Genomic DNA, 25,051 nt, shown 5'->3' with positions numbered 1-25,051 from the left:
CCCCCGGGAGGTCAGCAATCTATCAGAATTTGCTCGACATGCCGAAGTTGAAATTCTGCACCTGATCGCCATCCACTTTCTTGACAGGGAAAGCGTAGTCGAAGCGCAGCGGACCGAACGGCGATGCCCACATGATACTTACACCCGCGGATGCGCGCCATTCCATGCTGGTGTTCGATGCCTGCTTGAGATCATTGCCATACAATGTAGCAGCGTCGGCAAACAGGGCGCCACGAATACCCAGGCTCTCAGGAACGATCGGCAGCGGGAACTGCGTTTCCACGGTGGCATTGAAGTAGGTATTACCACCCAGGAAGCTGCCCTTGGCATCCGCCACGCTCAAGTCGCGTGGACCGATACCGGCATATTTGAAGCCGCGAATCATTTCCTGATTGTTCTTGAACGTGTCAAACACGCGCAGATCGTCGCCAAATCCCTTGATGTAGCCAGCGCCGACACCGACGAGGCCGACAATGTCCATTTCCTGGGAAAGCGTCTTGTAGTAGCTGCCCTTGAACGTTGTCTTCAGGTAGTTGGCATCGCCGCCGACACCAGCATATTCCTGGTTGAACTTGGCATAGAGTCCATCATGCGGGTTTTTCGTATCGTCGATGGTATTGTAGACAAGCGACCAGCTGACCGACGACTTGATCCATGTACCGCGATTTGCCGCATCAATGAATGCCTGCGAAATCTGCGACGGATCAGGAATGTCCGTTCCCGGGATCTTCGCAGCGTCTTCGATCGTGTATTTTTCCTGCGACAGGTTGTAAGCAACACCCGCCGTCAGTGTTTCGGTGATCGGCAGACCAAAACGGATCGTACCGCCGGTCAGATCGGTCTGATACTTGTCATTGACGCCGGACTGGCGCTTGAACAGATCGAAACCAGCCGAAATACGCTGACCGAGGAAGTAAGGCTCGGTGAAGGACAGCGAGTAGGTACGGTTGTTGTTCAGACCGCCACCGGCAGCAATACGGATATACTGGCCGCGACCAAGGAAGTTGCGCTCGGTGATCGAGCCTTCCACTGTCGGTCCGGGGCTTTCACCACCGGTCGTATAACCGCCACCGATGGAGAATTCACCGGTCGACTTCTCGACAACGTCCACAACCAGAATAACCTGGTCAGGCTGCGAGCCGGGAGCGGTCGAGATATTGACGGTCTGGAAGAATTCAAGCCGCTCCAGGCGCTTCTTGGCGCGCTGGATCAGAACCTGATTGAACGCATCGCCTTCGCTCACATCGAACTCACGGCGGATGACGTAGTCACGCGTCTTCTCGTTGCCGCGGATTTCAATGCGCTCGAGATAGGCGCGCGGACCCTGGTCGATGTTGTAGACGACCGAAATCGTGTGGTTCTCGAAGTTACGGTCGCCGCGCGGCTCCACCTTGGCAAAGGCATAACCCTGGCCAGCCACCTTTTCGGACAGCTTGATGATGGAGTCTTCGACTTCCTTGGCGTTATACGTATCGCCTTCGGATGTCTGCACGAGACCACCCAGCTTGGATGTATCGACACCCTCGACCGAGCTCTGGATTTCTACGCCGCCGAACTTATACTTCTCACCCTCTTCAACCGTAACGGTGATCGTGTATTCGTTGGTGGCAGCATCGAGATTGGCCGTCGACGAGACGACGCGGAAATCCGCATAACCGCGGTTGTAATAGAAGCGGCGCAGCGACTCTTCGTCCGCCCGCATGCGGTCTTCGCTGTACACGTCATTGCGCGTCAGCCAGGACAACGGGTTGGAACGCTTGGTCGAGATCACGTCGCGCAGGCGGCGCTCACCAAAGGCGTTATTGCCGACAAACACGATGTTGGCGATCTTGGTGCGGTCACCTTCGTTGATGTCGAAGACAACGTTGACGCGACCCTGACCGAGATCCATGATGCGCGAACTTACCGTAGCATCGCTGCGGCCGATGTTGCGATAAGCGGCGCGGACAGCCTCGGTATCAGCGTCGAGCGTCTGCTGACTGAAGGCGCTACGCGACTTCGACTGCACGACACCGGTCAGCTGCGCGTCCTTGATCTTCTTGTTGCCGCGGAAAATGACCTGATTGACGACCTGATGCTCGGACACGGTAACGATCAACGCACCGCCGGACTGGGTGATGCGCACATCGCCGAACAGACCCGTGTTGAACAGGCGCTTGGTGGCAGCATCGATATCATTGTTGGAAAAAGGCTTGCCTGGCGTAATGCCGAGATTGTCCTTGACCGTTTGGGCATCCACACGGGTATTCCCGCGCACTTCAATGCGGCTGACGGTTGCTGCCTGTGCTGCTGTAATCCCCGCAACCGTCGTAACGATCGCTCCCGAACTTACCAGAGCCGCTGAAATGGCGAGCGCCGACGCTGCACCAACGAATTTTGAACTTGCCGCCATAGGCCTACTAAACCTTTGTTTCTCGTTGTCCCCGGGCGAGATCCCGGACTAAGCAATTACTCGCACACCGTCATAGCCGGTTTTTACATACACGCAAGGCTTACGGTTAAAATCTATTTACTTCACACGAAAGCGTGGCATCCCTGCCACGCCATTCACAGCTTATAGTAAACAGATCATAACGCTTTTCCACCCCACCCCTCTAATTTTCACTAATGTTTAATTTTCATCACCGGCAGGCGAAAAGATCATTAAACACAACAAAACCCATGAATCCCAGCACCAGAAGGAAGCCCATCCGGAAGAAAATCTCCTGAACGGCCGGCTTTACCGGCCTGCGGATGACCGCTTCCACGGCGTAAAAGATCAAATGTCCGCCATCCAGGGGCGGCAGCGGGAAAAGATTGAGCAAACCGATGCCGATCGACAGCATGGCGGTCAGCTGAATCAGCCAGTCGATACCCTGACTGGCAGCCTGCCCTGCCATCGTGGCAATTTTGACCGGTCCGCCCAGCTGGCACTTGTCTTCCCTGCCGGCAAAGAAACGGCTGAAAAACTGGCCTGTCCGGGCAATGATGAAACCGCTTTCACGCACCGCCTGGCCGACTGATTCGATGGGGTTGTAGGTCACCCGCCGGAAGTTGCCGAACTCTTGATTGTTCACTACACCGATCGCGGCGACTTTCACCGGATTGCCCAAGGCGTCCTTCTGTTCGGCAAGCTCCGGAGTGGCGGTCAGGCTGACCTCCTGCCCCTTGCGCTCGACGACAAATTTCAGAGAATCGCCCGCCCGTGCCGAAACATGGCGCTGAACATCGGCAAAGGTTTCCACCTTGTCTCCGTCCACGCTGATGAAGCGGTCGCCCGGCAGAAATCCGGCCACCGCAGCGGGGCCGCCCGGACGCACTTCCGCAACCACCGGGTCTGCCACCATGCGGCCATAGAGCGCAAAGAAGACGGAAAAGATCGCAACGGTCAGCAGAATATTGAACGCCGGGCCGGCAAAGACCGTCGCCGCGCGCTTCCACACGGGCTGGGTGTGAAAAGCAACGGCACGCTCTTCAGCGGTCATGTTTTCAGACAAGCCGATCGGCGAACTGGCCACGCTCTCGTCGCCGGCGAACTTCACATAACCGCCCAGGGGAATCGCCGATAATTTCCAGCGGGTGCCGCTGCGGTCGTTGAACCCGAACAATTCAGGCCCGAAACCGATCGAAAAGGCCTTGACGCCGATGCCGCACCACCGTCCCACGAGATAGTGCCCCATCTCGTGAACGAAGACGACAACCGTGAGTACAATCAGAAAGGGTAAAATCGTACCGATAAGCAAACCGTGCGTGCCGAAGATATAGCTCAGCGTATCCGTCAAAGTGTCCTCCGGGCCTTGCCCAACCCCGTCAGAGGGTCACCTAAGCTCAGCCTGCTAGAAAAGAATGTCGTAAGGCGTTTCCGGCTTCACCAGAATTGCCCCGATGAGGTACAGCAATGCCGCTGCGGCTACAAGTCCATCCACCCGGTCCATCACGCCACCGTGACCGGGGATCATGTATCCCGAATCCTTGACGCCGAATTTCCGTTTGACCCATGATTCGCCGAGATCGCCGATCTGCGCGGTCACCGACAGCACGAAGGCGATGAGCGGAACGGGCACACCGCCGGCCGGGGTAATGAAGGCTGCGCAGGCCACACCGGCAGCCACGCCCGCGGCAGCGCCGCCAATGGCGCCAGACCAGGTTTTATTCGGCGAGAAACGCGGAGCCAGTTTTGGCCCGCCCAGTGCCCGCCCGTTGAAATAGGCAAAGATATCGGTCGACCAGACGACGGCAAACAGGAACAGAACAGCGGCAAAGCCATCCCCGGTGTCGCCGCGCACGAATGTCAGCGCGATGGCCGGAAATCCGGCATAGAGCAGGCCGATCGCCGGCCACAGGCCGGACTGGCGTCCGCCCAACACTGCCGTCAGCACGGCTCCAGCCAGCAATATGCCGATGATTAAAAGTCCATTGTGCGACAGCAGCAAAAGTCCAAGCACCACGATCAGGCAGGCCCAGGCAACGCCGCGGGTCAGCGGACTGGAGCGATCGAGCGTTATGGCATGCCATTCATAGAAGACACCCAATCCGATGGCACTGGCCATGAGCGCAAATGGCACGCCGCCAACCCAGGTCAGGGCGACGGCGATTGCAATCATGACAACGGCACTAAGGGTTCGTATATGCAGATTGCTGAGACGGCCGGTGCCCTTGTCCGGTGCGGATGGCCCCGAAGCCGTCACAGAGCTATTTCCTGCTGATTGACGCCGCCAAAGCGCCGCTCGCGCATGTGGAAGGTTTCGATCGCTTCCGCCAGGTGGGTCGATTTGAAATCCGGCCAGTAGCACGGCAGGAACATGAACTCCGAATAGGCCGCCTGCCAGAGCAGGAAGTTCGACAGCCGCATCTCGCCGCTGGTGCGGATGATCAGGTCAGGATCCGGGATGCCCGCCGTATCGAGCCGCTCGCCGATAGCCTCGGCGGTCACCTCGTCCTGCGTCAGGACACCCGCCGCCACGTCGGACAGCAGCGCCTTCACCGCGCGGGTGATTTCATTGCGCGAACCGTAGTTGAAGGCAATGATCAGCGTCAGTGCCGTGTTCTTCTCGGTCAGGCTTTCCGCTTCGGTCAGGAGGGCGCGAATATCCTTCGCCAGGCCTTCCCGCTCGCCGATGATGCGCACGCGCACATTCTCGCGATGCAGATCAGCCAGATCGCGCCGGATGAACAGCTTGAGCAGGCCCATCAGATCAGACACTTCGGATCGCGGGCGCGACCAGTTTTCCGATGAGAACGCAAACAGGGTCAGGTACGGAATGCCCATTTTGCCGGCGGCGCGAATGGTCTCGCGCAGCGCATCGACGCCCGCCTTGTGACCGGCGGTGCGTGGCAGGCCACGTGCTTTTGCCCAACGGCCATTTCCATCCATGATGATGGCAATGTGGCGCGGATTGGACATGGCATTCAACCTCCGGTGGTATTAACGGGCTAAAAACAGACTAAACCTGCATGATTTCCGTCTGCTTGACTGCAACAACCTTGTCCATTTCGGCAATGGTCTCGTCCGTCAGCTTCTGTACTTTTTCGGAAAGAACGCGGTTGTCATCCTGACTGATCGCGCCATCCTTTTCGAGCTTTTTCAACTCGTCCATGCCATCGCGGCGCACATGGCGGGCGGCAACTTTCGCCTGCTCCACATACTGATGGGCAATCTTGACGAGTTCCTTGCGGCGCTGCTCGTTGAGTTCCGGCAAGGGAATGCGCAGATTGTTGCCGTCGGTGATCGGATTGAGGCCGAGACCAGACTCGCGAATGGCACGCTCGACCTTGCCAACCATCGACTTGTCCCAGACCGAGACGGCAAGCATGCGTGATTCGGGCACGGTGATGTTGGCGACCTGGTTCAGCGGCATATGCGAGCCATAGGCCTCGACGGTGATCGGCTCCAGCAAACTCGCCGATGCACGGCCTGTCCGCAGGCCGTTGAGGTCATGTTTCAATGCCTGCACGGCACCATCCATACGGCGCTTCAGGTCATTCAAATCGAGTGCATCACTCATATTCAACGCTCCTATATTCTTTCCGTTATTCTGGTCAGCCCCTGCGAGGTTGGCGGGTCAATCGTCGGAAACGATTGTCGCGCGTCCTCTGCCCTGCAGAATTTCGGCAAAACCACCCTTTTCGTGGATTGAATAGACAATTATTGGGATATTGTTCTCGCGCGCAAGGGCCACGGCTGTTGTATCCATCACCGTAAGGCCGCGATCGAGCATCTCCTTGTGGGTAAGTCGCTCAAAGCGGACGGCGCTGGGGTCCTTTTTGGGATCGGCGGTGTAAACGCCGTCAACCTGCGTGCCCTTGAACAGGGCATCGGCACCCACTTCGGCTGCGCGCAACGCTGCGGCCGAATCTGTCGTAAAGAATGGATTGCCCGTGCCGCCGGCAAAAATCACGACCTTCCCCATGTCCATGTAGGCTGTCGCCTGTCTCTGCGAGAACGTCTCGCACAATTCAGGCATGGCAATGGCGGAGAGGACGACGGTGTCTATGCCGATCTTGACGAGGGAGGTGCGCAAGGCCAGTGAATTGATCACCGTGGCAAGCATGCCCATGTGGTCACCGGTGACCCGGTCGCCACCCTTGGACGCGACAGCGACACCGCGAAAGATATTGCCGCCGCCAATCACCACCCCGACTTCAACGCCGAGCGCCCGCGCTTCGGCAATATCACTGGCAATACGGTCGGCAACCGCAACGTCGATACCGAAACCCTGATCGCCCATGAGGGCTTCACCGGAGGCTTTCAGTAGAACGCGTTTATAGACAGCCGTACCAACCATAAGACCTCCCGCAGAGTCGTGCATTTCAGATATTCGAAGCCCGGATACACCAAGGGCACCGCGTTGTCACGCGATGCCCTCTGATTTCGTCAGTTGTGAAATTACTTCTTCACAGCTGCTGCAACTTCCGCTGCGAAATCGGTCTCTTCCTTCTCGATGCCCTCGCCCAGAGCAAAACGGGCAAATGCCGTGATCTTGGCCGGTGCGCCGATTGCCTTTTCCGCATCTTTCAGAGCGGCTTCGACAGTCAGGTCGGGATTGATGACGAAAGCCTGCGAGAGAAGAACAACTTCCTCATAGAACTTGCGCAGACGGCCTTCGACCATCTTTTCGATGATGTTGTCTGGCTTGCCGGACTGGCGTGCAGATTCGGTGAAAACCGCCTTTTCACGCTCGACAGCAGCCGGATCGACTTCAGCGGCGGTCAAAGCCAGCGGGTTGGTTGCCGCAACGTGCATGGCCACCTGGCGGCCGAATGCATTGGCAGCGTCGGCATTGCCGGCTGTTTCGATGGCAACGAGAACGCCGAGCTTGCCGAGACCGTCGGAAACAGCGTTGTGAATGTAGGTTGCAACAACGCCTTCACCAACGCTGAGCGCTGCAGACCGGCGGAAAGACAGGTTTTCGCCGATTGTGCCAACCGCATCCTTGATGGTGTCGACAACGGACTTGCCGGTTGCCGGATAGGTCGCAGCAGCAACGGCAGCCGTGGAACCATCGCTACCAAGAGCAACAGTCGCAACGTTGCGAACGATGTCCTGGAACGCGTCGTTGCGCGCAACGAAGTCCGTTTCGGAGTTGACTTCAACGATAACCGACTTCTTGCCGTTGGTTGCAACGCCAACGAGACCTTCGGCAGCCGTACGGCCGGCCTTCTTGTCGGCCTTGGAAATGCCCTTGGCACGCAGCCAGTCAACGGCAGCTTCCATGTCGCCATTGGTTTCGGTCAGGGCTGCCTTGCAGTCCATCATGCCGGCACCGCTGATTTCGCGGAGTTCTTTTACCTGTGATGCAGAAATGCTCATTATGTCGCCTCTTCTCAAAGCGAAGGCATACTGGGGAAACCAGCATGCCAACTTTGCGGCGCGTCATGCGCCAATACAATTGTTTTTAGTCACCCGTTACGACGGGTATATGAAGCCTCAAGCGGAGGCTTCACCGTCCTGTGCAGGAGCCGGTGCCGGCTCTTCGAGCGCTGGCTCGACAGGTGCTTCGTCCTGGGCGCCGATATCGATGCCGAGCGAGCCCTGCTGACGCAGGATGCCATCGAGGGCAGCCTTGGCAATCAGATCGCAATAGAGCGAAATGGCGCGCGAGGCGTCGTCGTTGCCGGGGATCGGGAAGTCGATCTGGTCCGGATCGCAGTTGGAGTCGATAACGGCTACAACCGGAATGCCGAGACGCTTGGCTTCCTGAATGGCAATCGCTTCCTTGTTGGTATCGATGATGAAGATGAGGTCCGGGATCGAACCCATGTTCTTGATACCGCCGAGGGCGCGGTTGAGCTTTTCGCGTTCACGATCGAGGTTCAGGCGTTCCTTCTTGGTGAAGCCCTGTGCTTCGCCGGAAAGAAGTTCGTCCAGCTTGCGCAGACGCTGAATGGAGTTCGAGATCGTCTTCCAGTTGGTCATCATGCCGCCGAGCCAGCGGGCATTGACGTAGTACTGGGCCGAACGGGTTGCCGCATCGGCAATGATGTCCGAAGCCTGGCGCTTGGTGCCGACGAACAGAACGCGGCCGCCACGGGCTACGGTGTCCGAAACCTTCTGCAGCGCGCGGTGAAGCAGCGGAACAGTCTGGGCCAGATCGAGAATGTGAATGTTGTTGCGGTCACCATAAATGTATGGTGCCATTTTCGGGTTCCAGCGATGTGTCTGGTGGCCGAAGTGAACGCCAGCTTCGAGGAGCTGACGCATGCTGAAATCAGGCAATGCCATCTCTTAGTTTTCCTTTTCCGGTTTAACCTCCACAGGAAAGAGGCGGGAAACCCGCCACCGGAGGCCATATCGGATTTCTCCCGATATCAACCCAAATCCCGTGTGTGGAATGAAGCGGCTGTTAATGGATATTACCGGCAAACGCAAGAGCTACGGTGAGAAAAGGCGATTTTCACAGGTTTCACCGCCGCATCATCGATAAATGGCTCCGCGATGGCCAATCTCAAGAACCAAAATAATAAGCCGTTTTCCCTGCAGATCGCAAATGATGCGATAGTTTCCGACTCTATAGCGCCAAAGGCCGCCAAGCGGCCCTGTCAGCGCTTTGCCCAATTGCCGAGGATCGTCGACTGAAGCCAGACGTTCTCGCAAAAACGCAGCAATTCGCTTTGCATCATGTCGATCAGGTTTTTCCAGTTGCTTTGCGGCGGTAGCAGATAGCTCAATCTGCCAAACCAAGATCGCGTTCCACTTCATCCAAGGAGTAAACGCGCTCTTCTCCTTTGCGTATCCGCTCGAGAACGCCAAGGCCTAGATAGTAATCTTCCATGTCATCCAGGCCATTCTCGATAATTTCGCGCAAATAGAATGCTTTGCTCCGGCCGGTCTTGGACGCGAGGGTATCCAGTCTCTGTTCGATTTCAGGAGTTAAACGGATAGATGTCGCCATGATTGCCGCCAGTTGTATTCACTGCATTCAATGTATTCACTTTATCGCGAAAATTCAAGAATGGGAGATTTGGTCCTCTACTTCGTGCACTTCGGCGCATCGAAAAGCTCCAGATTGACGAGCTTGCCGGTCATGGAGAAATCGCCGTAATCCATCTTGAGATCGCGGGTCACGCCATTGCGATAGAGTTTGAAATTGATGCGGTAGCTGGGCAGCCCTTCCGATTTGTCCGTATCGTCGAAATAGGCGATGGAAACCGGCCAGGTGTTTTCCTTCTCGAGCGCGCCCATCTTCTTCGTCTCGTCATCGGAATCACCGGGAGCGGGCTTGCCGATGACCACCGTCGTCGCCATGACCTTGTCGGCATCCTCGGAACCGTCGAACAGCTTTGTCTGATAGAACACATCCCCGGCGATCGCCTTCTCGATCAGTTCCTGCATGTGGCGTGTCGGGAACTGCGAAAGCTCGAGATTTTCCTTGTTCGCTTCCGGCTTGGTGAGGGAGATTTCCGTCTTGTCCTTGTCCAGAAGCGCATCGCCGCGCACTTCCTTGGTCAGGCTCTGATCGACAAATGTCTTGTTGACGAAACGGAATTTGGCGCCGTCACCCGACTCGAACGTGGTGGTCTGCTGGTCGGTCACCCTTTGAGGCTGTTCTTCCATGTCGACGCGCGTCACAAAGCGAAAATTTGTCGTGTAACCTTCACAATCCGAACCATTGAATTCGTATACCATGCGGCCTGTCAGCCCCGTGATACCACTGCTTTCCTGCGCGTTATCCAGCTTGAGATCATAAATGGCGCGGTGTGGTACGAGAGTCGCTGTTCCAGCGGCAAGTGCCATCGACGATCCGGAAAGACCAAGGGCACTCAGGCTGAAAACGAGGACGGGGAATAGACGCATTGACAAGATTCTCCAGTTTTCGAATGGCCATATTAAAAAAACTCTTGGCGGAAGCGAGGCAAAAATCGCAACTTCATTCACAATCACTTGCGATTCCGCATGAGAAGGATGAGAAACCCAATGACCAGCACCATCGACAGCCGTCTAAACGACCTTGGAATTACCCTGCCCGTTGCCGCCGCTCCGGCCGCAAACTATGTGCCCTTCGCACGCAGCGGTTCACTGCTTCTCACCTCGGGGCAATTGCCGCTGGCTGGGGGCAAGCTGGTCCATACCGGTTTGCTCGGTATTGATGTCGATCTGGCGCAGGGCCAGGAAGCGGCAAAGGCCTGCGCCGTCAATATCCTTGCCCAGGCAAAGGCCGCGCTCGGCGATCTCGAGAAGATCGAGCGCATCGTGAAAATCACGGTGTTTGTCGCCTCCTCCAAGGATTTCACCGAACAGCACCTCGTCGCCAATGGTGCGTCCGACCTGCTCGTGGCCGTGCTGGGCGACAAGGGCCGCCACGCCCGTTCCGCCGTGGGCACAGCGGTGCTGCCGTTGAATGCGCCGGTCGAAATCGAAGCGATCATCGAGGTCCGCTGATCATGGCATCACTGGAATGGCTGACAAAGACGCCCATTGCCCATCGCGGATTGCATGACCTCAACAAATCCCGCTGGGAGAACACGCTTTCAGCCTTTGATGCGGCGGCAAGTGCCGGCTTTGCCATCGAATGCGATGTGCACCTTTCTGCCGATGGCAAGGCTCTGGTGTTTCACGACGGCACATTGGATCGTCTGGTTGCAAAGCCCGGCAACATTCATGATGTCACGGTGGCCGACGCCGCCGCGTTGCGGGTCGGCGGCACAAAGGACCACGTGCCGACACTCGCTGAGGCGCTCAAGCTCATTGCCGGCCGCGTGCCGATCGTCATCGAATTGAAGGGTATTCCGGGAAGGGATGATGGTCTCGTCAAGGCAGTCGCCGGGGATCTGGCCGGGTATGAGGGCAATGCCGCCATCATGTCATTCGACCATCACCTCATCCGGCTGTTCGGCAGGGACGCTCCGGGGATCCCGGCCGGGCTCACGGCGGAGGGTCTCGATGACAGCGATCTGGAGGCGCATTTCTCCATGCTCGCCCATGATATCGATTTCGTCTCCTACAATGTCCATCATCTGGAAAACCGCTTTGTCGGCTTCGTGAAGGGCAGGCTCGGCCTGCCGGTCATTTCGTGGACGGTGCGCAGCCCCGCTGACAAGGCCACGAGCGATGCGCATGTGGATCAGATCACGTTCGAGGGCTTCGATCCCCGCGCCGTTTGAAACACGGCTGTCATGCCGCGCTGCCTCTTGTATCGCCGGGTGGAATACCTAGTTTAATCAGAGGCAGCGAGGCGACTTTCATCCTGCCGGCAACGTCAGGAAACCAAGTTCAGCAATGTCAAATCTTGATCAGGGCGAGTTTACCTTGCGCGTCGGCGATGGAATCGGCGCGTTTACGCCGGAGGAGTGGTCGCAGCTCTCGGGAACGTCGAGCGGCGCGCCCGGTTACAATCCGTTTCTTTCGCACGCCTTTCTCTCCGCCCTTGAGGATTCCGGCTGCGTCGACCGCAAGTCCGGCTGGCTGCCGCAGTTCCTGCGCCTCGAGGATGCCGCTGGAACCGTCATCGGCGCGGTGCCGTGCTATCTGAAGGGCCATAGCCAGGGCGAATATGTTTTCGACCATGGCTGGGCCGACGCTTTCGAACGGGCCGGCGGGCGCTATTATCCCAAATTGCAGGCCAGCATTCCCTTCACGCCCGCAACGGGCCCTCGTCTGCTTGTGCATCGGGACTGGGACGGTCCGGCTGTCCGGACCGCTCTTGCCAATGGCCTGCGGCAACTTACCGGGCAGCTCGGGGTTTCATCCGCGCATTCGACCTTTGTCAATGCCGACGATCTGCCGGCATTCAACGAAGCCGGTTTCCTGCATCGCATCGACCAGCAGTTTCACTTCTTCAACGAAGGCTATGCAACCTATGATGATTTTCTCGACAGTCTTGCCGCGCGCAAACGCAAGGCCCTGAAGCGCGAACGGCGCGAAGCGCTGGCCGATGACATCGTGATCGACCGCCTCACCGGCAGCGCCCTGACCAAACCGGTCTGGGACGACTTCTTCACCTTCTATACCGACACCGGCAACCGCAAATGGGGCCGCCCCTATCTCAACCGGGAATTCTACCGGCTGATCGGCGAGCGCATGCCCGGCGACATCGTCCTGATGATGGCGCGGCGCGGCGGCCGCTACATCGCCGGAGCCATCAATTTCATCGGTTCCGACCGGCTTTTTGGCCGCCACTGGGGCTGCATCGAAGACCACCGGTTCCTGCATTTCGAGGTCTGCTATCATCAGGCCATCGATTTTGCCATTGAACGCAAGCTGCATGTGGTCGAGGCAGGCGCCCAGGGTGAGCACAAGCTGGCGCGCGGCTATCTGCCGGTTACCACCCATTCCGCCCACTATATCGCGCATGAGGGCCTGCGCCGCGCCGTCGCCGGTTTTCTTGAGCACGAGCGCAATGACGTTGCGCTGATGAGCGACGTGCTGAACGAACACGCCCCCTTCAAGAAATCCGACTGCTGAACACACCATTTGCCCGGGCACGCTTGACCTTGCGCTAGTGGAACGAATTTGACATTCGCATCCCATTTGACATCATCTGCAACATGCGAATGTCAAATTCAAAGTTCCACTAGAATTATATGCTTGCTAGTGGTCCTTTGATTCTGACATTTGCCAGAATGGCTTGTATCAAAGGGGTTGCAAATGTCAGAATCGGACCACTAGCACATGGCAAACATCCGATTCATCATTCAGGAAAGACGGGTGCCCCATGAGCCAGACCTATGACGACAACAATGTGTTCGCAAAAATCCTGCGCGGCGAGATTCCGTCCCACAAACTCTACGAGGATGCCGACACCTATGCCTTCATGGATGTGATGCCGCAGGGCAAGGGCCATTGCCTGGTCATACCCAAGCAGCCCTCGCGCAACATCCTCGATGCCGCACCGGCCAGCCTCGCGGCCGCCATTGCCACGACGCAGAAGCTTGCGCGCGCCGTCAAGACGGCCTTTGACGCGGATGGCGTGACGGTCAGCCAGTTCAATGAACCGGCCTCGGGCCAGACGGTTTTCCACCTGCATTTCCATATTATTCCGCGCTTTGAAGGCATTGCACTGAAGCCTCATACGGGTCAGATGGAAGATCAGGGCGTGCTCGCCGCCAACGCTGAGAAAATCAGACAGGCGCTCGCACAGGCCGCTTAGGCTGTCGCCATGGCAGGACGCGAGATCGTTCTGGCGGCGACAGCACGGCCCGATTTGTAAAGCAGGCCGGTACCGTACCAGCATATCAGTGCCACGCCGACGCCTGCGATGACATCGACAAGATGATGTCCTCCCTCGATCGGCGTGGCGATCAGGATAATGGTGTTCAATATCAGGATCGGCAGAAACCAGAACCGGACACCGGAAAAAGCCAGCACCAGCAGGACAGAGAGGGTCCCGTGATAGGACGGAAATGCAATCAGTCCTTTCATGGAGTAGAACGAAATCCACTGATCAACGCCGGAGCGAAGATCAAAGAAGGTCTGCTTATAGGCGAGATCCACCACCGGCCTGTGTATTTTCCAAATGGCATCGGCGGGTTTGATTGTCGCCAATGCTCCTGCTGAAGGCAGAACCGCCGAAATCAGGATGCACGCAAGGGCGCCCGCCATGACGGCTGCAACGAAGTGCTGCGCCCTTTTCGCATCCTCCATCACGCCGAGAATGATGACGGCGCAGGCGACTTGAGCCAGCGTCGTCAGATAGGTGATCGAGAACAACAGACCCAGCCATGGGTGATCGCCAACATATTGCGCATAGGCGAGCCAGTCGAAGCCAAGCAGAGCGTCGAGGCGCATAAGCGGGACGTCGACGGAGGGAAAATCAAGCGATGTCACCAGATAGCTCAACACCGCCGCGGCAGCGCTGAATGCCATGAGAATCGCCGTTTCAACGCACATCACACTCAGATGACGCACCGGCCGCTTTGCATGATAGATATAGGCTACGATGCTGCAGAGGCCCGTCAGGACGACCGCCTTCAAGGCACTGAAAGTGTCGAACCGGAAATCAGACACGGCAATCCACACCGCGTCGATCAGCAGTATTCCGGCAACAATCAATGCTTTCCAAAGGGTCTGACTCTTCGACCTCATCTGAACTCCCCGCACGAGTACTCCGGCAAACCTAGAGAGCGGGGATGTTTATCCCGTTAAGCGATTGGCTTAATCAAAGTTAAAAATGGAGAAAAAGCCCGATTATCAAGACGATCTCCGCCGCGATCACACTGACGATCACATGGCGGCCAAGGCGCAGATAGGCCAGAAACCCAACGGCTGCAGCGCCAATGCGCAGGAACACCGAGGACTCGGCCAGCGCCCCGCTGGGATAGAGAATAAGCTGGGCGATGACACCCGCGACGAGCGCCGTTGCAACGGCACGCACCGCGATGAGCGCATCGGAATCCTCGCGCACGCGGCCGCCGATGAGAACCCCCAGATAGCGCCAGATATCCGTGGGCAGCCAGCCCGCCAGCAGGATGAAGAGATAGGGCCACCACCAGTCGGTCAGGCTGTGCCAAGTCATGCTGCGCGCCCCCTCGCCCACCGCACATAGCCCATCGTCACCGCGCCGCCGGCAAAGCCCGTCAGCAGCAGATCATAGGCCGGTGCCAGGTGATGAATGAGCGGGAACAGCGCGAGGCCTGATACCATGGCCACGTGCACCGACCGGTCGCGCGCCGATCCCCACAGCGACGTCAGGAAATACATCGGCGTCAGGAAGAACAGCGCGGCGAAAACAATCGGCGGAAAATCCGTCGACAGAAAATAGACCAGTGCCACCACGAGCGAGTTTGTCACGGTCAGCGTGATGCCGAGCCCGGCGAAGTAGCTGACGCGCATATCGCGCGGAATGTGGCGGAATCGCTCCATGCCCATGACCCAGGCGGTGACGGCAATGAAATGCGACAGGAAAAGCAGCGTGATCCTGCGCGTCTTCGGCCCGCGCATTTCCGGGATGAAGGCGGCAACCATCGGCATGAGACGGATCGACGACAGGGTGACCGCAACCGCTGCCCCTATCAGCGAATAACCGCCGGAAATTGCGCCGATCAGGACGATATTGGCCGGAAGCGCCCAGATCGTCGCGACCATGAAGGTTGCCTGCAGCAGGGATACGCCATTCTCGCTGGCAAAACCGGCAAAGCCCACATGCGCCGTCATCAGAATGAAGGCCGGGATGCTGAAGATCATCGCCATGCCGGACAGAAACCAGGAGAACCGCGTTCTCACGGTGTCGTCTGTCGGCGTCTGTGATGAAGGAAATTCGGAATCGCCCATGTTTCAACCGATAGCCCGATCCTGCCATGCCAGCAAGAAAAAGGCCGCCCGGAGGCGGCCTTTTCGTTACTTCTTGCGCGGCACCTTGGGCACCGATGCCTTGCCGCGCGATGGCGGCGTTGGCTCGTCGGCGATGGAAGGACCGGCCGTCACTTTTTCAAGTATCGGCTTCTTCGGCGCAGGCTTCTTCTTCGCCACCGGCTTTTTCTCGACCGCGATTTCCTGCTTCGGCTTCACCGCCACTTCGTCGGCGATATAGTCGAGCACGAGACCCTTGGAACCATCGGCCTTCTCGGCAACCGAGACGACCACGGTACCGCCCTTCTTCAGCCTGCCAAACAGCACTTCGTCAGCCAGCGGCTTCTTGATGTACTCCTGAATGACGCGGCCGAGCGGACGGGCGCCCATACGGTCGTCGTAACCCTTTTCGGCCAGCCAGGCGATTGCCTCAGGCTTCAGGTCAAACGTCACGCCGCGATCGGCAAGCTGTGCCTCAAGCTGGATGACGAATTTCTGGACCACCTGATGGATGACCGGGATCGGCAGCGGACCGAACGGAATGATGGCATCGAGACGGTTGCGGAACTCCGGCGTGAACAGCCGGTTGATCGCTTCCATGTCGTCGCCTTCACGACGCGAGGAGCCGAAGCCGATGGCCGAACGTGCGGCATCGGAAGCACCCGCATTGGTTGTCATGATCAGGATGACATTGCGGAAATCTATCTGCTTGCCGTTGTGATCCGTCAGCTTGCCGTGATCCATGACCTGCAACAGGATGTTGAACAGATCCGGATGGGCCTTTTCGATTTCATCGAGCAGCAGCACGCAATGCGGATGCTGATCGACGCCATCGGTCAGAAGACCGCCCTGGTCGAAACCGACATAGCCGGGAGGTGCACCGAGCAGACGCGAAACCGTGTGACGCTCCATATATTCCGACATGTCGAAACGCAGGAGTTCCACGCCGAGCGACAGCGCCAGCTGCTTGGCAACTTCGGTCTTGCCGACGCCGGTCGGACCCGAGAACAGGTAGGAGCCGATCGGCTTCTCCGGTTCGCGCAGGCCGGCACGAGCCAGCTTGATCGAGGAGGACAGAGCTTCGATTGCCAGGTCCTGGCCGTAAACGACGCGCTTCAGTTCGGCCTCAAGATTGGACAGAACCGCTTCGTCATCCTTGGACACGGTTTTCGGCGGGATGCGGGCCATCGTGGCAATGGTTGCCTCGATTTCCTTCACGCCGATGGACTTCTTGCGCTTTCCTTCCGGCAGCAGCATCTGGCTGGCACCTGTCTCGTCGATCACATCGATTGCCTTGTCGGGCAATTTGCGGTCGTTGATATAGCGCGCCGACAGTTCCACCGCCGATTTGATCGCTTCCACCGTGTACTTGACCTTGTGGAAGTCCTCGAAATAGGGGCGAAGACCCTTCATGATCTCGATGGCATCCGGGATGGACGGCTCATTGACATCGATCTTCTGGAAACGCCGGACAAGCGCCCTGTCCTTCTCGAAGAACTGGCGGAATTCCTTGTACGTCGTCGAGCCGATGCAGCGGATCGCACCGGACGACAAGGCCGGCTTCAGAAGGTTCGACGCATCCATTGCGCCGCCTGACGTGGCTCCGGCACCGATGATCGTGTGAATCTCGTCGATGAACAGGATCGCACCCGGAAACTCTTCGAGCTCCTTGATGACCTGCTTCAGACGCTCTTCGAAATCACCGCGATAGCGTGTTCCGGCCAGCAACGTGCCCATATCGAGCGAAAACACCGTTGCGTCGGCCAGGACCGACGGCACCTTGCCTTCGACGATCCGCTTGGCAAGACCTTCGGCGATGGCTGTCTTGCCCACGCCGGGATCACCGACATAGAGCGGGTTGTTCTTGGAACGGCGGCACAGAATCTGGATCGTCCGGTTGATTTCCTGATCGCGGCCGATCAGCGGATCAATCTTGCCGGCTTTCGCGCGGTCGTTCAGATTGTTGCAGTAGGCCGTCAGGGCGTCCTGCTTCTTCTTCGTTGCACCCTCTTCCGACTCGGAAGCGTGGTTTTCTTCGTTGTTGCTCTCCGTACCCAGCGGGGTGCGCGGCTCGGATGCGCCGGGGCGCTTCGAGATGCCATGGGAGATGTAGTTGACCGCGTCATAACGGGTCATCTGCTGTTCCTGCAGGAAGAACGCCGCATGGCTTTCCCGCTCGGCGAAAATAGCGACGAGAACATTGGCGCCGGTGACTTCTTCACGGTTGGAGGATTGAACGTGAATAACGGCGCGCTGGATGACGCGCTGAAACGCGGCAGTTGGTTTTGAATCCTCGTCATACCCGGTGACAAGGTTGTCCAGTTCGTGATCGACATAGTCGGTCACCGTGCGGGTCAGCTGTGCGAGGTCAACATTGCAGGCGCGCATGACACTGCTCGCGTCCTGATCATCGATGAGCGCGAGGAGCAGATGCTCCAGCGTCGCATATTCATGATGATGCTCGTTCGCGATTGTCAGCGCCTGATGGAGGGCCCGCTCCAGACTAGGTGAGAAAGATGGCATGAAACCTCACTTTTTCTCCATCACGCATTGTAGCGGATGTTGGTTTTGCCGCGCATAGTCCATGACTTGGGTCATCTTGGACTCCGCGACCTCATAGGTAAAGACGCCGCACTCTCCGACTCCATGATTATGCACATGAAGCATGATGCGTGTGGCATCTTCTTTGTTTTTCTGGAAAAAGCGTTCCAGAACATGAATGACGAATTCCATGGGGGTGTAATCGTCATTCAGGAGCAACACCCGGTAAAGACTCGGCTTCTTCAGCTTAGGCTTGGTACGTGTGATGACAGCCGTTCCCCGGCCGGGGCCATTGCCGCTGCCTTTGTCTTCATCTTGCATTGTTGGTGCAAACCGCTTCATCTCTTCCAATACCCGCATTTGGTGGTCATGTGTTGCCCTGTGCATTCTATGTAGGTCGCAACGCGCTGATTTTAAGCCCTCTCACAAAGCATGCAATATCACTCGGCCCGTTTTCGGGCGCGCAAATAAAAAAAGTCCGGTTGCACGCGCAACCGGACCTTTCGCAAGCCGCCAATAAGGCTGGATTTATTTGGTAACCTTGGCAACTGCCGCCTCGTAGGGCTTGTAGGCTTCCTTGGCGAGGTCGGCATAGAGTTCGCCGAACTTGGTTGCCTGGGCAACAAAGGCTTCATAGGCCTTCTTGGAGAATGCGGTGTGCGCTTCGTAGAGCTGCTCGACCGACTTGGTCGTGCCGAGCTTCTCAACAAGTGCCGTGCCGTCTTCGAAGGACTTCTTCGAATATTCAGCCGCTTCATTGGCGATTGTCTGCAAACCCTGCGACAGGACCGAAACGCTCTTCATCGAGTTGTTGACGAATTCCTTGCTGGATTCACTCAGAGTTTCGAATGGGCTGGCCATGATAAATCCTTCCATGGATTAAATTTCTGCGTAGCCGTATTTAGTGTGCACTGCACAAAAAGTCAATTTTTTTGTGCATCGCAATAATTTCCGACAATTTTAAACAACGCAATGCCGCGGAATTCGTGAACATTCCGGTTACCATAAACAGTTTGGTAACGCTGTTGCGGGTAATGTTCGACGATCCGTACCTGACGAAACATTACGTCAGTCAAATTCCATATACGCTTCAGTATGAGCAGGTGTTGATTGTGCTTTATCCAGCCCGCCAAGGTTCCAGACTTTTTACCAGACTTACCCATACATTCCTGGCTTTGGCGCTCGCTTCCGGAATAGGCCTGACACAGACACCCAGGGCAGAAGCATCCTCGAAGGCATCGGCCATCGTGGTGGATGCCAACACCGGCAAGACGCTCTACTCGTCCAATGCCGATGCCCAGCGTTTTCCGGCATCCCTCACCAAGATGATGACGCTGTACATGCTGTTTGAAGCGATGGAAGCCGGAAAGGTCTCGAAGTCGACACCCATTCCCGTTTCCGCCTATGCCGCCGGCCAGCCGCCGACAAAGATCGGCTTCAAGCCCGGCCAGACCATCAGCGCGGAAGCGGCCATTCTCTCCGTCATCACCAAATCCGCCAACGACTCGGCGACAGCCATCGGCGAATATCTCGGCGGTTCGGAACAGCGCTTTGCCCAGATGATGACCAACAAGGCGCGCCAGCTCGGCATGCGCAACACCACCTTCCGCAACGCCTCGGGCCTGCCCAATCCGCAGCAGCGCTCGTCGGCGCGCGACCTTGCCCTGCTCGGCATCGCCCTGCGTGAGCATTTCCCGCAATATTATGATTATTTCTCCACACGCAGCTTCAGCTATCGCGGCCGCCGCATCGCCGGTCACAACCGCCTGCTCGGCAAGGTGCGCGGTGTCGATGGCATCAAGACCGGCTATACCCGCGATTCCGGCTTCAACCTCGTTTCGTCGGTGAATGTCGACGGCAAGAAGATGGTTGCGGTCGTGATGGGCGGCACCAGCGGCGGCGCCCGCGATGCGCAGATGGCCAAGCTGATCGAACAGTACCTGCCCGGCGCCTCGCGCCGCGACGGCGGCAATCTGCTGGCCTCGCGCAAGAACAGCAAGGTTCAGGTCGCAGCCGTCGAACTGCCTGAAGATGACGATGCACCAATGCCGACACAGCGTGCCGAAGTTGTTGCGAAAACCAGCAATGTCGTGACGGCCTATGCCTCCGCCCCGGCCCAGTCGCCAGCCGCGCAGATCCTGACCGTTCCGACCCCGACCGCACGCGCTGCGGCAGCCGAATCCGACGATGAGGCAGAGGTTGATCCGGTCACCACCGCTTCGGCTTCGGACAAGGGTACGGCCAGCGGCTGGATGGTGCAGATCGGCTCGATGGGCAGTGCTGACGAAGCCAAGGCGATCCTTTCCCGCGCGGCATCAGAAGTCGGCGGTTCGCTTGCCACCCTGTCGCCCTACACCGAAAAATTCCAGAAGGGTTCGGCAACCTATTACCGCGCCCGCTTTGCCGGCATTGCCTCAGCCAAGGCTGCAAACAATGCCTGCACCGCACTGAAGCGTCAAAACTACCACTGCTTTGCAATTGCGCCCCAATCGTAAGGCAGTGATCTGAAAGACCCAGTTTGTACAGAGTTGAGGGTTTTGCGAATGTCGAGTGTCAATGATTTCCATGGTTCTGCCGGTGCTGCCGGCAAGGAATCCCGGTCGCTCTTTGGCGGTATGCACGCGTTGCAGCAGGCGGCGCAGCGCCTTGCCGATCTGCGGCGCGGCAACGCAGCGTTCAAGACGATGGACCTGGTGAACGTGCTGCTGTGCCAGGCGGCGAGAACGCGCCGCGCGGCCATGCCTGCCGTGCGCTTGCACATCCGCACCGCCGGTCACAATGGTGTTACCGCAGTCCGTCTCAAGGTTTCCTGAGAGTTCGGGTCTAGAGCAGCCCCAGCGATGCCAGCTCGTTGCGCAGTTCCGGCGGCAGTTTGGCCCGGCCCTTGCCCTGCCCCTCATCCGCCGGTGCATCCTCGCTTGTCAGATAGCGCCAGCCCTGGAACGCCCGCCGCGGCTGCCATTCCGTCGCGATGATGCGCGGATCCAGCACCAGATGGCAGCGTGAAATCCCCTCATCATCGATGAAGGTGCGAATGTCCGTCAGTATCTGGCGGCATTGGACATTGCCCTTGATCACCCAGTAGAGCGATCCACCGGCCAGCAATTCCTCGACGCGCTTGGGAACCATGCGCGTCGTATGGAACTGTTCGGGCGACAGGCCGGCACGCCTGCGCTCATCCAGGCGAAAATCGATCCACGCCGCGAGATCTTCGATCGCAGTGCAGCCGACACAAAGTTTGACGAGATTGAGAGCCATGCAGGAGATTTGACGCTTTCAGGCGGCAAGGTCAACCGAAACCGGCGGGTTCTCCACAAAGCGCCGGCGGGAAGCATGGCGATGCCGCCCGCCGGTGAAAGTCTCAGTGACCGGTTGCGGGTATGGCCGCCCCGCCGCCCGGTTGCCGTTTGACCGCCGGGGCATGAACGTCCGCCGCAACGACCGGCACCTCGACGCCCTTGGCATCATAGAGCTTGCCGTTGAGGAAATAGTCGCCGTCATGCAATTGCGCGATGTCCTGATAGCGCAGCACCCGCTCGGTACCGGCGACGAAGACCGACTGCTGGTCCGAATTGCCCGCGGTCAGATGGTTGAACACGATGTTCAGCGCAATCGCCATGAGTGCGGCCGAACTGATGCCGGAATGGAAGATCGTGGCGAACCATGTGGGGAAATGATCGTAAAAATTCGGCGATGCAATCGGGATCATGCCGAACCCCAGCGACGTCGCGACGATGATGAGGTTCATGTTGTTGGCATAGTCGACCTTGGACAGCGTGCGGATGCCGCTGGCAGCCACGGTTCCGAACAGCACGAGGCCAGCGCCGCCGAGGACGGCACTCGGCACCGCCGCAACGATGCGTCCCATGACGGGCAGCAAACCCAGAACGACAAGGAACAGACCGCCCGTCGCCACCACATAGCGGCTCTTGATGCCGGTCACCGCAACCAGCCCGACATTCTGGGCAAAGGCGCTCTGCGTGAATGAGCCGAACACCGGTGCGATCAGGCTCGACAGCATGTCGGCGCGTAGACCATCGCCGAGACGGCGCGAGTCCACCTTGGTCTCGATGATCTCGCCAACCGCCAGGATATCCGCCGATGTTTCGACCAGCGTGACCATGATCACGATGAACATGGAAATGATCGCCGCCACCTGGAAGGTCGGATACCCCCATTGAAAGATCGTCGGCAGGGCGATGAACGGCCCTTCGCTCACCTTGGAGAAGTCGGTCATGCCCAGTGCCAGCGCAATCAGGGTGCCGATGACGATGGCCAGCAGGATCGACAGCCGTGAAATCCGGGCACTGCCGACCTTGCTGAGCAAAAGCACGATGACAAGGGTCACCGCTGCCAGCTCGATATTGGCCATGCTGCCGAAATCCGGCGCCTTGCTGTTGCCGCCCATCGCCCAGCGCGCGGCAACCGGCATCAGGGTCAAGCCGATGGTGGTGATGACAATCCCGGTGACCAATGGCGGGAAAAACCGGGTAATCCTGGAAAAGACCGGCGTGATCAGCAGGCCGATGAACGAGGCGACCATGACGGCGCCCAGCACCGCCTCGATGCCGCCATTGCCCGTGATGGCGACCATGGTCGCCACGCCGGAAAACGACACGCCCTGAACGAGCGGCAAGCGGCAGCCGAAAAAAGGCAGGCCCATCGTCTGCAGGATTGTCGCCAACCCGCCGGCAAACAGCGACGCGGTGATCAAAAGGCCGATGTCGTTCGATGACAGCCCTGCCGCCTGGCCAAGGATCAGCGGAACGGCAATGATGCCGCCATACATGGTCAGAACATGCTGAAAGCCATAGGCCATATTGGCCGCCAGCCCCAGATTCTCGTCCTCCGGACGGTCCTCTGGCGTATTTTCATTCAATCGTGATGCCAAGGTAGTGTCCTCCCAATACCTTTATGCAGCCCAACCAAACATTGCTGATCGGGCGGGACGAAAACTATGGCAGCTTTTTGGGATTTGACTGTATCTGATTTATTGAAAGTGTTTTCGGCTGCGTGCAGGTATTGCACGCGCCGGTTCAATCAATCTCAGCACTCCACGACATTGACCGCAAGACCGCCAAGGCTGGTTTCCTTGTAGCGTTCGTTCATGTCATTGCCGGTCTGGCGCATGGTTTCGATGCAGGCGTCGAGCGGCACGAAATGCGTGCCATCCCCCTTGATCGCCAGGGATGCCGCCGTCACCGCCTTGACCGCGCCCAGCGCATTGCGCTCGATGCAGGGCACCTGGACGAGCCCGGCCACGGGGTCGCAGGTCATGCCGAGATGGTGCTCGAGCGCGATTTCCGCCGCATTCTCGATCTGCGCGGCATTGCCGCCCATAACGGCAGCGAGCCCGGCCGCCGCCATGGCCGAGGCAGAGCCCACCTCGCCCTGACAGCCGACTTCCGCGCCTGATATCGAGGCATTGTGCTTGATGACGCCGCCAATGGCCGCCGATGTCAGCAGGAAATCGCGAATGCCATCCGCGTCGGCATCGTCATGGAAATGCAGGTAGTAGCGCAGCACGGCGGGAACCACGCCCGCAGCGCCATTGGTCGGCGCGGTGACGACGCGCCCGCCGGCAGCGTTCTCCTCGTTCACCGCCATGGCGTAGACGGACAGCCAGTCATTGGCCAGCAGCGGGTTCATGCGGTTCTGCCGCCATTCCTCCTGCAACCGGTCATGCAAATAGCGGGCGCGGCGCTTGACCTTGAGGCCGCCCGGCATGATGCCTTCCTGCTCCAACCCGCGATCGATGCAGGAGCGCATGGCCGACCAGATGCGATCAAGACCGGCGTTAAGCTCATCCCTGCTCATGAAGACTTCTTCGTTGCGGCGTTTCATTTCCGCGATGGAGAGCCCGCTTTCCGCGCTCATGGCCAGCATCTGGGCCGCGTTCTTGAACGGGAACGGCACGGGATGTTCGGGTTTTGGTGCTGTGCGGGTCTTCGCGCTTTCCAGCTCTTCTTCGGTGACGACGAAACCGCCGCCGATCGAATAGAAGATGCGGCGCAGAAGCAGGCGTTCATCGGCATCATAGGCTTCGAAAGCCATGCCGTTGGCATGTCCCGGCAGCGGCGTCCTGCGGTCCATGATCAGATCGGTAGCCGGATCGAAGCGGTAGGCGGGATGCCCCTCGGGGCGAATACGTTTTTCCTGTTTGACGGTCTCAAGCAGCGCATCCATCTGGTTGGGATCGACCGTCGCGGGCAGAAGGCCGCAGAGGCCAAGGATCACCGCCCGGTCCGTCGCATGACCAATGCCCGTGAACGCCAGCGATCCATGCAGATGCACGCGCAGGCGATCCACCTTCACGCCGGTCGGGCGTGGCCATTGCCCGTTCTTCAACTCTTCGAGGAACAGGCTGCCGGCGGTCATCGGGCCCATCGTATGGGAACTCGAAGGACCAATGCCGATTTTATAAAGATCGAAAACCGACAGGAACATCCGGCTACCTCAAATGGTGAAATTGCATCGCGCTATAATGGCTGCTCCAAGACATAAGCCGAAGCCAGCCACCGACCTAGCGTTGTGTTTCTACGACATGCCGGACCAAAGAAAAAGGGTGCAGACGCACTGCACCCCTCCATCAGAAATTTATTCCGGCTCAACGGGACTGGAGCCTGATTTTTTATCAGTGCATCGCGATGAGATAGGTCACCAGCATGATCACTGCGAAACCGACAACTGCCCAGGCGGTAATGCCCCAGCAGGATTTTTGAACGCTATCGTCCATGAATTTTGTATTTCCCTGTTGCTCTCGGAAGGACACGATTCTGTCGAAACGCTCCCTCCCTGGGAACGCGG

At 58.2% G+C, this 25,051-nt stretch carries 26 protein-coding genes; 6 read left to right on the top strand and 20 right to left on the bottom strand.

From position 1 onward, the window contains the following. Positions 1 to 22: 22 nt before the first annotated feature. The 11 genes from bamA to AC1Q5O_RS05155 all read right to left on the bottom strand — a co-directional run bounded on the left by bamA (position 23) and on the right by AC1Q5O_RS05155 (position 10,273). Positions 23 to 2,392 (bottom strand): outer membrane protein assembly factor BamA, encoded by a 2,370-nt coding sequence (bamA, locus tag AC1Q5O_RS05205; protein WP_346306822.1) that lies wholly within the window; start codon positions 2,390 to 2,392, stop codon positions 23 to 25. A 229-nt stretch (positions 2,393 to 2,621) separates the two neighbouring features. After that, positions 2,622 to 3,761 (bottom strand): RIP metalloprotease RseP, encoded by a 1,140-nt coding sequence (gene rseP / locus AC1Q5O_RS05200; RefSeq protein ID WP_492562041.1) that lies wholly within the window; start codon positions 3,759 to 3,761, stop codon positions 2,622 to 2,624. A 54-nt stretch (positions 3,762 to 3,815) separates the two neighbouring features. Next, positions 3,816 to 4,667, bottom strand: a complete 852-nt coding sequence (locus tag AC1Q5O_RS05195) for a phosphatidate cytidylyltransferase (protein WP_464660220.1) — start codon at positions 4,665 to 4,667, stop codon at positions 3,816 to 3,818. Further along, on the bottom strand, positions 4,664 to 5,383 hold the full coding sequence (locus tag AC1Q5O_RS05190) for an isoprenyl transferase (protein ID WP_346306825.1): 720 nt from the start codon (positions 5,381 to 5,383) through the stop codon (positions 4,664 to 4,666). The genes AC1Q5O_RS05195 and AC1Q5O_RS05190 overlap by 4 nt, the downstream gene beginning before the upstream one ends. 40 nt (positions 5,384 to 5,423) lie before the next feature. Next, entirely contained in the window at positions 5,424 to 5,984 is a 561-nt protein-coding gene (gene frr, locus AC1Q5O_RS05185) for a ribosome recycling factor (protein ID WP_105732890.1), read from the bottom strand. 57 nt (positions 5,985 to 6,041) lie between these two features. Next, positions 6,042 to 6,764, bottom strand: a complete 723-nt coding sequence (gene pyrH, locus AC1Q5O_RS05180) for a UMP kinase (protein WP_105732891.1) — start codon at positions 6,762 to 6,764, stop codon at positions 6,042 to 6,044. A 101-nt stretch (positions 6,765 to 6,865) separates the two neighbouring features. Next, entirely contained in the window at positions 6,866 to 7,789 is a 924-nt protein-coding gene (gene tsf, locus AC1Q5O_RS05175) for a translation elongation factor Ts (RefSeq protein ID WP_346306826.1), read from the bottom strand. Positions 7,790 to 7,906: 117 nt separating this feature from the next. Continuing rightward, positions 7,907 to 8,701: a 30S ribosomal protein S2 gene (rpsB, locus tag AC1Q5O_RS05170; protein ID WP_223615036.1), complete on the bottom strand. Its 795-nt coding sequence runs from the start codon at positions 8,699 to 8,701 to the stop codon at positions 7,907 to 7,909. 192 nt (positions 8,702 to 8,893) lie between these two features. Further along, positions 8,894 to 9,160: a type II toxin-antitoxin system RelE family toxin gene (locus AC1Q5O_RS05165; RefSeq protein ID WP_492562040.1), complete on the bottom strand. Its 267-nt coding sequence runs from the start codon at positions 9,158 to 9,160 to the stop codon at positions 8,894 to 8,896. Further along, complete coding sequence (gene relB, locus AC1Q5O_RS05160; protein ID WP_105732895.1) at positions 9,144 to 9,371, bottom strand: type II toxin-antitoxin system RelB family antitoxin; 228 nt, start codon at positions 9,369 to 9,371, stop codon at positions 9,144 to 9,146. Before relB ends, AC1Q5O_RS05165 begins: the two co-directional genes overlap by 17 nt. 77 nt (positions 9,372 to 9,448) lie before the next feature. Further along, the gene (locus AC1Q5O_RS05155; protein WP_403173760.1) at positions 9,449 to 10,273 is read right to left on the bottom strand and encodes a cell envelope integrity EipB family protein; all 825 of its coding nucleotides are present in this window, start codon (positions 10,271 to 10,273) and stop codon (positions 9,449 to 9,451) included. Between the two features lie 120 nt (positions 10,274 to 10,393). Here AC1Q5O_RS05155 and AC1Q5O_RS05150 point away from each other — a divergent pair, with 120 nt between their 5' ends. The 4 genes from AC1Q5O_RS05150 (at position 10,394) to AC1Q5O_RS05135 (ending at position 13,565) form a co-directional block, all read left to right on the top strand. Then, the gene (locus tag AC1Q5O_RS05150; protein WP_492562039.1) at positions 10,394 to 10,858 is read left to right on the top strand and encodes a RidA family protein; all 465 of its coding nucleotides are present in this window, start codon (positions 10,394 to 10,396) and stop codon (positions 10,856 to 10,858) included. A gap of 2 nt (positions 10,859 to 10,860) precedes the next feature. Then, on the top strand, positions 10,861 to 11,580 hold the full coding sequence (locus AC1Q5O_RS05145) for a glycerophosphodiester phosphodiesterase (protein WP_492562038.1): 720 nt from the start codon (positions 10,861 to 10,863) through the stop codon (positions 11,578 to 11,580). A gap of 115 nt (positions 11,581 to 11,695) precedes the next feature. Further along, positions 11,696 to 12,880: a GNAT family N-acetyltransferase gene (locus AC1Q5O_RS05140; protein WP_492562037.1), complete on the top strand. Its 1,185-nt coding sequence runs from the start codon at positions 11,696 to 11,698 to the stop codon at positions 12,878 to 12,880. Positions 12,881 to 13,130: 250 nt separating this feature from the next. Then, positions 13,131 to 13,565 (top strand): HIT family protein, encoded by a 435-nt coding sequence (locus AC1Q5O_RS05135; protein WP_492562036.1) that lies wholly within the window; start codon positions 13,131 to 13,133, stop codon positions 13,563 to 13,565. On the opposite strand, the gene AC1Q5O_RS05130 is transcribed toward AC1Q5O_RS05135, so the two are convergent. The 6 genes from AC1Q5O_RS05130 to AC1Q5O_RS05105 all read right to left on the bottom strand — a co-directional run bounded on the left by AC1Q5O_RS05130 (position 13,562) and on the right by AC1Q5O_RS05105 (position 19,105). Next, the gene (locus AC1Q5O_RS05130) at positions 13,562 to 14,500 is read right to left on the bottom strand and encodes a phosphatase PAP2 family protein (RefSeq protein WP_464660206.1); all 939 of its coding nucleotides are present in this window, start codon (positions 14,498 to 14,500) and stop codon (positions 13,562 to 13,564) included. The genes AC1Q5O_RS05135 and AC1Q5O_RS05130 overlap by 4 nt on opposite strands. A 79-nt stretch (positions 14,501 to 14,579) precedes the next feature. Further along, positions 14,580 to 14,930, bottom strand: coding sequence for an AzlD domain-containing protein (locus AC1Q5O_RS05125; protein ID WP_464660203.1), 351 nt, complete (start codon positions 14,928 to 14,930; stop codon positions 14,580 to 14,582). After that, a complete protein-coding gene (locus AC1Q5O_RS05120) occupies positions 14,927 to 15,685 on the bottom strand; it encodes an AzlC family ABC transporter permease (RefSeq protein WP_492562035.1) in 759 nt (252 codons plus the stop codon). The genes AC1Q5O_RS05125 and AC1Q5O_RS05120 overlap by 4 nt, the downstream gene beginning before the upstream one ends. A 66-nt stretch (positions 15,686 to 15,751) precedes the next feature. Then, on the bottom strand, positions 15,752 to 18,226 hold the full coding sequence (clpA, locus tag AC1Q5O_RS05115) for an ATP-dependent Clp protease ATP-binding subunit ClpA (RefSeq protein ID WP_492562033.1): 2,475 nt from the start codon (positions 18,224 to 18,226) through the stop codon (positions 15,752 to 15,754). Between the two features lie 6 nt (positions 18,227 to 18,232). Next, positions 18,233 to 18,586 carry an ATP-dependent Clp protease adapter ClpS gene (gene clpS, locus AC1Q5O_RS05110; protein ID WP_105733146.1) on the bottom strand — a complete coding sequence of 118 codons (354 nt, stop codon included), beginning with the start codon at positions 18,584 to 18,586 and terminating at the stop codon, positions 18,233 to 18,235. A gap of 186 nt (positions 18,587 to 18,772) precedes the next feature. After that, the gene (locus AC1Q5O_RS05105) at positions 18,773 to 19,105 is read right to left on the bottom strand and encodes a phasin family protein (protein ID WP_464660199.1); all 333 of its coding nucleotides are present in this window, start codon (positions 19,103 to 19,105) and stop codon (positions 18,773 to 18,775) included. Between the two features lie 173 nt (positions 19,106 to 19,278). Between AC1Q5O_RS05105 and AC1Q5O_RS05100 the strand changes: the two genes are divergently transcribed. Then, positions 19,279 to 20,739 carry a serine hydrolase gene (locus AC1Q5O_RS05100; RefSeq protein WP_492563083.1) on the top strand — a complete coding sequence of 487 codons (1,461 nt, stop codon included), beginning with the start codon at positions 19,279 to 19,281 and terminating at the stop codon, positions 20,737 to 20,739. 48 nt (positions 20,740 to 20,787) lie between these two features. After that, the gene (locus tag AC1Q5O_RS05095) at positions 20,788 to 21,057 is read left to right on the top strand and encodes a hypothetical protein (protein WP_464660197.1); all 270 of its coding nucleotides are present in this window, start codon (positions 20,788 to 20,790) and stop codon (positions 21,055 to 21,057) included. Between the two features lie 10 nt (positions 21,058 to 21,067). Here AC1Q5O_RS05095 and AC1Q5O_RS05090 read toward each other — a convergent pair whose 3' ends face one another. The 3 genes from AC1Q5O_RS05090 to AC1Q5O_RS05080 form a co-directional block, all read right to left on the bottom strand. Then, entirely contained in the window at positions 21,068 to 21,502 is a 435-nt protein-coding gene (locus AC1Q5O_RS05090; RefSeq protein WP_492562032.1) for a DUF1489 family protein, read from the bottom strand. 103 nt (positions 21,503 to 21,605) lie between these two features. Continuing rightward, on the bottom strand, positions 21,606 to 23,135 hold the full coding sequence (locus tag AC1Q5O_RS05085; RefSeq protein ID WP_492562031.1) for a nucleobase:cation symporter-2 family protein: 1,530 nt from the start codon (positions 23,133 to 23,135) through the stop codon (positions 21,606 to 21,608). Positions 23,136 to 23,290: 155 nt separating this feature from the next. Beyond that, positions 23,291 to 24,691, bottom strand: coding sequence for an L-serine ammonia-lyase (locus tag AC1Q5O_RS05080; RefSeq protein ID WP_464660193.1), 1,401 nt, complete (start codon positions 24,689 to 24,691; stop codon positions 23,291 to 23,293). Between the last annotated feature and the right edge of the window lie 360 nt (positions 24,692 to 25,051).

This window comes from Phyllobacterium sp. MT110 (genome assembly GCF_058792715.1).
The sequence above is the reverse complement of the archived record's forward strand: the minus strand, read 5'-3'. Positions and strand labels throughout refer to the sequence as shown.